Here is an 8,757-nt window from a genome sequence, read left to right as displayed (position 1 = left end):
GGAGACGGCCTCGTCTCCGTGGAGTGTCGTGACGAGTTCCACGTCGTCGGACAGTCGCCCTGCAACGCCGCCGCCGATAGCGCTTCAGCTCGCCCGACGGCGCAGCGCCGCCCGTACTGGCACGCCGCGCAGCGAGGTTGCACGGGGCAATTCCCGTTCCGCGCCCGCACCCCGCCCCGGCCAGTCACGCTTCCGACGTACGGCCACAAGTCGCCACCCAAACGACAAGTTGTGACCACGAAGCGGTCAAAAGGCTGATCACAGTCGGTACTTGATAGGGCACCAATGTGTAACACATCAGACCGACTCGGCGATTTCAGCAACTACGCGTAGCACTGTCTACACGAAGCGTTATTCTCCTCAGACGCAATCGGTACCCACCCGCCCCAATCCGGGTCGAACGGTCCCGTACTGCACGTGATGGAAGCTCTGCCTCTGGGAGTCCCGTGTACCCACACGTCGGGGTTGACGCCTCGGGCCTGGCTACGCTGCGCAGCACGGTCGTCACCGCCGTCGGCGCACTGCGCACGCTCGGCCCCAACGCGTACGCCGTCCCCGCTCTTGCAACAGCCGTGCCCGTCCCGGCCGGCCCGCACTACGCCCTGACCGACCGTGCCGCCGTCGGCACAACCCCTGGCGCCGCGCAGTCCACCGCGGCCGCTGCTCCAGCCGGAAACGTGGGCAGAAGGACACGCAGCGGAGCAACGTCCAGCTCGGGCACATCGACCGCCCGACGGGCGCGGCCCGCCGCTTCCGACACCGACAGCCGCCGGATGATGGACCTCGTCGAGCGGGCGCAGGCCGGCGAGGCGGAGGCCTTCGGCCGTCTCTACGACCAGTACAGCGACACGGTGTACCGGTACATCTACTACCGCGTCGGCAGCAAGGCCACCGCCGAGGACCTCACAAGTGAGACGTTCCTGCGGGCGCTTCGCCGCATCGGCACCTTCACCTGGCAGGGGCGCGACTTCGGCGCCTGGCTGGTCACGATCGCGCGCAACCTGGTCGCCGACCACTTCAAGTCGAGCCGCTTCCGGCTCGAGGTGACCACCGGGGAGATGCTCGACGCGAACGAGGTCGAGCGCAGCCCCGAGGACTCGGTCCTGGAGTCCCTCTCCAACGCCGCGCTGCTCGAAGCGGTGCGCAGGCTCAATCCGCAGCAGCAGGAGTGCGTCACGCTCCGCTTCCTGCAGGGCCTCTCGGTCGCCGAGACGGCACGGGCGATGAGCAAGAACGAGGGCGCCATCAAGACCCTCCAGTACCGCGCGGTCCGCACCCTCGCCCGTCTGCTCCCGCCTGACGCGCGCTGACCGTCGCCCCTTCCACGCACGAGCTCACGGCCACCCTTTTGGTGACTCCACGTAACGTCGTGAGCGCGTGCGGTCACATCATCGTGAGTCCGTAACCCGACTGGCTTCCGGCTCGTTGTGGGGGCAGCAGACTCCCCGCAGCCGTGATTCGCAAGGGTTCGCTCACACTTCCGAGTGAACGTGAGCGGTTTGCAGCACAGCCTTCATCTGTGGGGAGCGGACCGTGCTGACGAGAGGAGGTGCCGCCCGTGATCGGGTCCGTAGCCACGAGTTGGCGGGCAACCGCCTTCGCCCAGGCCCTGGATGAGCACGAGCTCGACGAGGCGACGCCCGACCAGAGGACGGATGGTGAGGGCGTGCGTGCCGTTTCGCCCAAGCCCGTGCGTCCACCCGCGCCCAGACATCCGTCCGCGACCGGGGCCCATCGGAGCACCGGCGCCGAGAGCTCACCCCCGGGCGGAAGCGACACCGACCCCGTGCCGCTGCTCGACGTGACCGACAGGCTCAAGGCCTTGCCGAAGCCGGCGTTGGCGCCCGACGTCAAGACCGTGCAGCGCGCGCAGCTGATCGCCGCCATGGAGGCCGAGTTCGCCTCCGGCGAGGCGCGCGCAGGCAAGGTGCCCGAGCAGCGTGACAACAAGGGCAGGAAGGGAGCGCACCGGGCACCGGCACTCAGCCCGCTGAGCAAGCTGCGTCCCCGATCCAGACTGAGCAAGGGGCTGGCAGCCGGCGGGCTCGGCGTCGGCGTCGCGGCGTCCGCCCTCGGCGGTGTCGCGGCGGCGAGCGGTGACGCCCTCCCCGGCGACACGCTCTACGGCTTCAAACGGGGCATGGAAGACCTGCAGTTGAACCTCGCCGGGGACGACGCCGACCGCGGCCAGGTTCACCTCGACCACGCCTCGACCCGTATGAAAGAGGCCCGCAGGCTCATGGAACGGGCCCGCGGCGGGTCCGAACTCGACCACGAGTCACTGGCAGAGGTCCGCAAGGCCCTCTCGGGAATGCGGCAGGACGCCACCGAGGGCCACCGGCTTCTCAGCGCCGCCTACGAACGGGACGGCAGCATCGCGCCGATGCGCTCCCTGTCGTCCTTCAGCTCCAACCACCGTGACGGCTGGTCCCAGTTGAGGCACAGGCTGCCCGTCCAGCTGACCGACGTGGGAGACGAGGTGAGTTCGGTCTTCGACGCCATGGACAGCGACGTCGGCCCACTGGCACGCCTCATCTCCGGCTCATCGGCTGATCCTTCACATCAGCGTGGCCAAGGCGGTGAGCGGCGTACCGGCGAGGGCCGCACCTCGCCTCAGCCTTCCGCCTCCTCGGGTTCCGGCGAGTCGGAAGCGAGCAAGGGCCAGGGCAGTGGCTCACCCTCACCGTCCGGCTCCGGTCCGGAAGCGGGCGAACTGATCGGCGGCACAGGCCTGTTCGACCCGCCGGAGAGCCCGTCCGGCCAGTCCTCCGGGCCGGGGTCCGGCGAGAACGGCGAGGCGCCGCCGCACTCGGAGGTCACCCTGCCGCCCATCGTCCCGGACGTGCTGCCGGGCCTGCGGAACCTCTCGGAGGACTACAAGAAGCAGTGACCGAGGGCTTCCGCCCTCACCTGACGTACGAAGCCCCTCCGGGCGTCCCGGAGGGGCTTCGGTCTGACTGCAGGCCTTGAGCGGAGTCGGCGGGCCCGTCCACACGCTGTGGACACCGCGGACTAGAAGAAGACCGACCGCCGCTGCACCAGCAGCTTGTACAGGGTGTGCTGGATGGTCTCCCGGATCTGGTCCGTGAGGTTGAACATCAGCATCGGGTCGTCGGCCGAGCCCGCCGGATAGCCGTCCGTCTCGATCGGCTCACCGAACTGGATCGTCCACTTCGTCGGCAGCGGGACGGCACCGAGCGGCCCCAGCCAGGGGAACGTCGGCGTGATCGGGAAGTACGGGAACCCCAACAGCCGTGCGAGGGTGCGGGAGTTGCCCACCATCGGGTAGATCTCCTCCGCCCCGACGATGGAGCACGGCACGATCGGCGCACCCGCCCGCAGCGCTGTCGAGACGAAGCCGCCCCGGCCGAACCGCTGGAGCTTGTAGCGGTCCGCGAAGGGCTTCCCGAGCCCCTTGAACCCCTCAGGCATCACCCCGACGACCTCGCCCCTGCCCAGCAGCGCCTCGGCGTCCTCCGAGCAGGCGAGCGTGTGCCCGGCCTTGCGCGCGAGCGCGTTGACCATCGGCAGCATGAAGACGAGGTCCGCCGCGAGAAGTCGCAGATGGCGCCCGGCGGGATGGTTGTCGTGGACGGCGACTTGGAGCATCAGACCGTCGAGCGGCAGCGTGCCGGAGTGGTTGGAGACCACGAGCGCCGAGCCGTCGTCGGGGATGTTCTCGATGCCGCGCACCTCGACCCTGAAGTACTTCTCGTACAGAGGACGCAGCAGCGACATCAGGACCTGGTCGGTCAGTTCGGGGTCGTAGCCGAAGTCGTCGACCTCGTACTCTCCGGTGACCCGCCTGCGCAGGAAAGCCAGCCCCTGCGCGAGCTTGTCCTCCCAGGCACCTCCGGCGGCCTCGGCCCGCGCCGCGCCGTCGGAGTGCTCTTCGGAAGCACCCCCGGAGGCCGCGCCGGGTCCGTCCGACGATGTTCCCGAGTCCGCCTGCACAGCTCGCACGGGCTCCCCTCGCCGCCGGTCGCGGCCGTCGTCCGGAGACCCGAACGGGATGACCTTCGCATCAGCCATGCCTGCCGACCTCCTCGTCCTGCGGCTTCCGCTCCGGCTGCCCACCGACCATCTCGGCCAGCTTGTCGACCGTACGCGCAACGGCTTCCGGCGGCAGCAGCCCCGGCCCCTTGCTCTCTCCGAATGCGGCGAGCGTCTCCGCAGTCGTGTACCGCGGCTCGAATCCGAGGACTTCGCGCATCTGGACGGTGCGCACGACACGGCCGTGCGTCAGCAGACGCACCTGCTCCGGTGAGAAGTCCGTCGCCCCGACGGACTGCAGCAGCGACCTGCCCCAGCGGATCGCGGGCAACAGCAGCGGCACCGTCGGCCGGCCGAGCCTCCGCGCGCACTGCGAGAGCAACAAGGTGCCTTCTCCGGCGATGTTGAACGTCCCGGAATTGAGTGTGCCGCGGCGTGGATCGCGGGCCGCCAGGCGCATCACCTCGACCGCGTCGTCCTCGTGCACGAACTGGAGCCGCGGGTCGTATCCGAGCACCGTCGGCAGTACGGGCAGAGCGAAGTACGAGGCCAGCGGCGAATCCACCGAGGGGCCGAGCACGTGCGCGAAGCGGAGCACCGTCACGGACACGTCGGGACGGCGCCGCGCGAAGCCCCGCACGTACCCCTCGACCTCCATCGCGTCCTTCGCGAATCCGCCGCTGGGCAGCGACTTGGCGGGCGTCGACTCGTCGAAGACGGCCGGGTCGCGGGGCGCCCCGCCGTACACACTCGTCGACGACTTCACCACCAGCCGCCGTACCGAGGGCGCCTTCTGGCATGCCCCGAGCAGCTGCATCGTCCCTATGACGTTGGTTTCCTTCACCGAACTGCGGTTGCCGCTGCCCGGCACGGCCAGAGGCGACCCGTGCACGTCCATGTGGACGACCGTGTCGACGCCGTGCTCGGCCAGCACCCTGCCGATGTCGGGCTGCCGGATGTCCGCGCGTACGAACTCGGCGCCGCCCAAGTGGTGCAACGGCTGCAGGACGTCGACGCCCACGACCCGGTCCACGTCAGGCTCGCGCTGAACACGGCGCACGAAGTGCCCGCCGAGCTGACGGGCCACTCCGGTGACGAGCACGACCCTGCCCAAGATCCCTCCCCTGCCGCCCGTCCGGCGCTCGTACTGCGACGGGGCGACTCTCCATCTACGGATTCCGTTTACCGCCTGTCCCCACCCCGGCCCGCGAAACCCGGACCGCACACACGAAACCGCCGCCCTGCCATCCCGCACAGTTGGTGCGGACGGGCAGAACGGCGGCCAGTGACGTACTCGGCGCGCTCGCTCACTTCTTGTTGCGACGCTGAACACGCGTGCGCTTGAGGAGCTTGCGGTGCTTCTTCTTAGCCATCCGCTTACGCCGCTTCTTGATTACAGAGCCCACGACTACCCTCGCTCACACATCATCTCCGCAGAGTACGGAGAGAACCGCTCAACTCGGCGCGGGGCGTCCGAGCCCACACGACCTACATGGGGTTCAGCCTACCCGGCGTCGAGTGCTGCTCGTAATCCGAGGGTCGACGCGGACACCGTCAGGCGGTCTCCACCCCCACGTACGACTCCTGGAGGTACTCATGGACGGCCTGTTCTGGGACCCGGAATGACCTGCCCACCCGGATCGCCGGCAGATGACCGCTGTGCACCAGCCGGTACACGGTCATCTTGGAGACTCGCATCACCGAAGCGACCTCCGCCACGGTCAGAAAGTTGACCTCATTGAGAGGTCCCTTGCCAGCAGCCATGTCACACCTGAACCTTCCGCACATGTCGGTCACCGGCTTCCCCTTCCGGCGACTCCCGCTCGCATGTGCGCTCCTCCCCAGATTAGGGGCGGGTGATGCAAGTGGGGAAGAGGAGTAGCGTTCAGCCTCCTACTGTGACAGACGGGCGCGTTTGAGTACATAGCGAGCCAGCGGACGGTAGTAGGAAGAGCGCACAGCGTCATCTACGGGAACCACGACGGAGATTCGGCCCTCCGCCTGACCGACGAACAGCGCCGGATCATCCGTATCTGCGGGCCCTATTGCCTCAATACCCAACTGACCTGCTGCGCAGACCCATCCGTGGTCCCCGATGACCAACTCCGGCAGCGGCCCCCCTTCCGACATCGCGGCGGCCAGCACCGTCCGCACAGGGAGCGGCGAGTGGGTGTGCGCACCGGGCGCACCAGGGGTGGTACGCACGCCGGTTTCCCGAACCAACGCGACCCCTCCTACGTAGCGGAGGCTGAACTGGCGTACGCCGAACCGGGTCGTTATGTCGATACGTCGCCCCTCCGCTGATGTGAGGAGAGTGCATCCCGCCGCCGAGAGTGCTGAGGCCAATGAGGCGTAGAAGTCCAGGAGTCGGCCCGGGTGACCTGTCCCCAAGAGCACCGGAATGCGCCGTTCAGCAGCGCTGTGCAACCTCTCGGCGAAGTCGTCCAGGGACCGGATGGTCAGCTCGGGGTCGATGGTGTCCTGTCCGGAGACCGTAGCCGGATCCGCCGACACACCACACTGTTCGGCCATGAGCGCCAGCAACGCCGGCAGCGGCCAGTCCCTCCGGGGCTCGAGCCCGATCAACGCCCGGGGATCCCCTGCGGAGAAGAGCCTGTAGCGCCGCAGGCTCTTCTCCCGGCTGGTGGCGGTCGTGCCGGCCAGCCGGGCGCCCAGGAGATGCGCACGCAGCGCGTCGACGCTCAACACACCGGCCATGCTTGCCGGTCGGCGTCACCGCCGCTCGCCGGGCCGCGCGGGTCCACCTGGCGAATCCTTGTACGGGAGTGGCGGGCCGCCCCGTAAGACGCCCGCCACACCCCGCTACGGCATCAACCCGTGCGCAGGGAAGACGGCGTTCCGCGTCGCTCGCACCGCCTGGTCCAGCGGGTCGGCCGGGTCGTAGCCCGTCTCCCCCCACTTGCGCCAGACAGGCTCGCGCCCGTCCGTCATCCTCCTGGGCGCCACGGGGCTGCCCGTCTTCGCGTACACCAACTGGCGCCAGGACTCAGGTACTTCGGCCTCCGGCGGGATGGGCGACCCAGCAGCGATCGCCACCAGATGCGTCCACGTCCGGGGCACGACGTCGACGACCGCGTAGCCACCGCCGCCGAGTGCCACCCATCGCCCCTGTGCGTACTGGTGTGCCCACTCGTGCAGGGCCTCCGCTGCGGCCCGTTGCGCATCCACGCTCACGGCGAGATGCGCGAGGGGGTCCTCGAAGTGGGTGTCGGCACCGTGCTGGGTGACCAGGACCTGCGGCTGGAACTGGGCGAGGAGCTCGGGCACGACGGCGTCCATGGCCCTCAGCCAGCCGTCGTCACCCGTACCGGCCGGCAGCGCCACGTTCACCGCGCGGCCCTCGGCGTCCGGGCCGCCGCTCTCCTCCGCCCATCCGGTGCCGGGGAAGAGCATCCGCGGATGCTCGTGCAGCGAGATCGTAAGCACGCGCGGGTCGTTCCAGAACGCGTCCTGGACACCGTCACCGTGGTGCACGTCCACATCCACGTACGCGACTCGCTCCGCGCCCTGCTCCAGGAGCCGCGCGATGGCCAGTGCCGCGTCGTTGTAGATGCAGAACCCCGCGGCGGACGCGTGCATCGCGTGGTGCAGGCCGCCGGCGAAGTTGACTCCGTGCTGCACGTCCCCGCGCCACACCGCATCCGCAGCGGCCACGGACTGTCCGGCGATCAGCGCGGACGCCTCGTGCATGCCGGCGAACGCCGGATCGTCCGGCGTGCCCAGGCCGAACTCCAGGTCCGCGGAACCGGGGTCGGCCGAGGCACGACGGACCGCGTCGATGTAGTCCTGTCTGTGCACCAGCCGCAGCGTCGAATCGCCCACGGACTTGGCGGCGGACACCTTCAACTCCTTGCTGGAATCCAGGCCCATGGCCTCGACCAGCCGCATCGTAAGCGCCAACCGGACCGGATCCATCGGGTGTCCGGGACCGAAGTTGTAGCCCGTGACTTCCTCGTCCCACATCAACTGCGCGCCGCCACTCATCCCGCCACCGTACCGGCCACCTCCCAAGGTGCCGAGGCTGGCCGCTCTACGACAGCAGCGCCGTGAGCTCCCCCATGTCGGAGAAGAGGGTCGCTCCGGCCAGCCTCTCGCGAGGCGTCATCGCTGCGTAGCCGTACACGTCCATACCGGCGGCCACAGCGGCCTGTACGCCCAGTGGGCTGTCCTCGACGACGGCACACCGCCCGGTAGGGACGCCCATCCGCTCGGCGGCGTGCAGAAACAGGTCCGGGGCGGGCTTGCCCTTGCCCACGTCCTGCGAGCTGAAGATGCGCTCCTCGCCGAAGTGCTGGTAGAGCCCTGTCTTCCTCAGGGCCACACGGATCCGCTCGTGACTGCCGGAAGAGGCCACGCAGTACGGCAGCTCCTCGGCATCAAGCTTGGCCAGGATCTCGGGCACGCCGGCGACGGGCTTCAACTCTCGCTGAAAGGCGGCGAATACGCGGCGGTGGAAGACGTCGTCGAAATCGTGGGGCAGGTGCCGGCCGGAACGCTCCAGCACGACATCGTGAATCCGGTGGACGGCAGCACCCATGTAGTCACGGATCGACTCCTCGAACGTCGTGGGATGCCCCAACTCGGTCAGGTAGTCCGCGAGTACGCGATTGGAGATCGGCTCGCTATCCACCAGCACGCCGTCGTTGTCGAAGATGACCACGTCATAGCTGCCCATGCGGCAACTGTACGGGCAAACAAAAGAAGCCCTGTTGGTGTGGTGTCACACCAACAGGGCTTCCTGTT

At 68.8% G+C, this 8,757-nt stretch carries 9 protein-coding genes; 2 read left to right on the top strand and 7 right to left on the bottom strand.

Features of this window, described 5'->3' with window-relative positions; translation table 11 throughout:
* Positions 1–446: 446 nt before the first annotated feature.
* Together H5J26_RS25265 and H5J26_RS25260 are read left to right on the top strand one after the other, a co-directional pair.
* Positions 447–1,310, top strand: a complete 864-nt coding sequence (locus H5J26_RS25265; protein ID WP_181768273.1) for an ECF subfamily RNA polymerase sigma factor, BldN family — start codon at positions 447–449, stop codon at positions 1,308–1,310.
* Between the two features lie 248 nt (positions 1,311–1,558).
* On the top strand, positions 1,559–2,890 hold the full coding sequence (locus H5J26_RS25260; protein ID WP_181768272.1) for a DUF5667 domain-containing protein: 1,332 nt from the start codon (positions 1,559–1,561) through the stop codon (positions 2,888–2,890).
* A 122-nt stretch (positions 2,891–3,012) separates the two neighbouring features.
* Here H5J26_RS25260 and H5J26_RS25255 read toward each other — a convergent pair whose 3' ends face one another.
* The 7 genes from H5J26_RS25255 to H5J26_RS25225 all read right to left on the bottom strand — a co-directional run bounded on the left by H5J26_RS25255 (position 3,013) and on the right by H5J26_RS25225 (position 8,689).
* Positions 3,013–4,032 (bottom strand): lysophospholipid acyltransferase family protein, encoded by a 1,020-nt coding sequence (locus H5J26_RS25255; protein WP_181768271.1) that lies wholly within the window; start codon positions 4,030–4,032, stop codon positions 3,013–3,015.
* Positions 4,025–5,107, bottom strand: coding sequence for an NAD-dependent epimerase/dehydratase family protein (locus H5J26_RS25250; protein WP_181768270.1), 1,083 nt, complete (start codon positions 5,105–5,107; stop codon positions 4,025–4,027). The genes H5J26_RS25255 and H5J26_RS25250 overlap by 8 nt, the downstream gene beginning before the upstream one ends.
* A 193-nt stretch (positions 5,108–5,300) precedes the next feature.
* The gene (locus tag H5J26_RS25245) at positions 5,301–5,399 is read right to left on the bottom strand and encodes a 30S ribosomal protein bS22 (RefSeq protein ID WP_003948845.1); all 99 of its coding nucleotides are present in this window, start codon (positions 5,397–5,399) and stop codon (positions 5,301–5,303) included.
* A gap of 148 nt (positions 5,400–5,547) precedes the next feature.
* Positions 5,548–5,757, bottom strand: a complete 210-nt coding sequence (locus tag H5J26_RS25240) for a helix-turn-helix domain-containing protein (RefSeq protein ID WP_158677109.1) — start codon at positions 5,755–5,757, stop codon at positions 5,548–5,550.
* 129 nt (positions 5,758–5,886) lie between these two features.
* The gene (locus H5J26_RS25235; protein WP_181768269.1) at positions 5,887–6,702 is read right to left on the bottom strand and encodes a phosphatase; all 816 of its coding nucleotides are present in this window, start codon (positions 6,700–6,702) and stop codon (positions 5,887–5,889) included.
* Positions 6,703–6,816: 114 nt separating this feature from the next.
* Positions 6,817–7,998: an acetoin utilization protein AcuC gene (locus H5J26_RS25230; RefSeq protein ID WP_181768268.1), complete on the bottom strand. Its 1,182-nt coding sequence runs from the start codon at positions 7,996–7,998 to the stop codon at positions 6,817–6,819.
* 46 nt (positions 7,999–8,044) lie between these two features.
* Complete coding sequence (locus tag H5J26_RS25225) at positions 8,045–8,689, bottom strand: HAD family hydrolase (protein ID WP_181768267.1); 645 nt, start codon at positions 8,687–8,689, stop codon at positions 8,045–8,047.
* Positions 8,690–8,757 lie beyond the last annotated feature (68 nt).

The sequence above is a fragment of the Streptomyces albidus (ex Kaewkla and Franco 2022) genome (genome assembly GCF_013870515.1).
GTDB lineage: Bacteria > Actinomycetota > Actinomycetes > Streptomycetales > Streptomycetaceae > Streptomyces > Streptomyces albidus.
The sequence above is the reverse complement of the archived record's forward strand: the minus strand, read 5'-3'. Positions and strand labels throughout refer to the sequence as shown.

Coding starts and splice junctions, on each gene's coding strand:
- H5J26_RS25240 (WP_158677109.1), bottom strand. CDS start 5,757: ATGGCTGCTGGCAAGGGACCTCTCAATGAGGTCAACTTTCTGACCGTG.
- H5J26_RS25230 (WP_181768268.1), bottom strand. CDS start 7,998: ATGAGTGGCGGCGCGCAGTTGATGTGGGACGAGGAAGTCACGGGCTAC.
- H5J26_RS25225 (WP_181768267.1), bottom strand. CDS start 8,689: ATGGGCAGCTATGACGTGGTCATCTTCGACAACGACGGCGTGCTGGTG.
- H5J26_RS25255 (WP_181768271.1), bottom strand. CDS start 4,032: ATGGCTGATGCGAAGGTCATCCCGTTCGGGTCTCCGGACGACGGCCGC.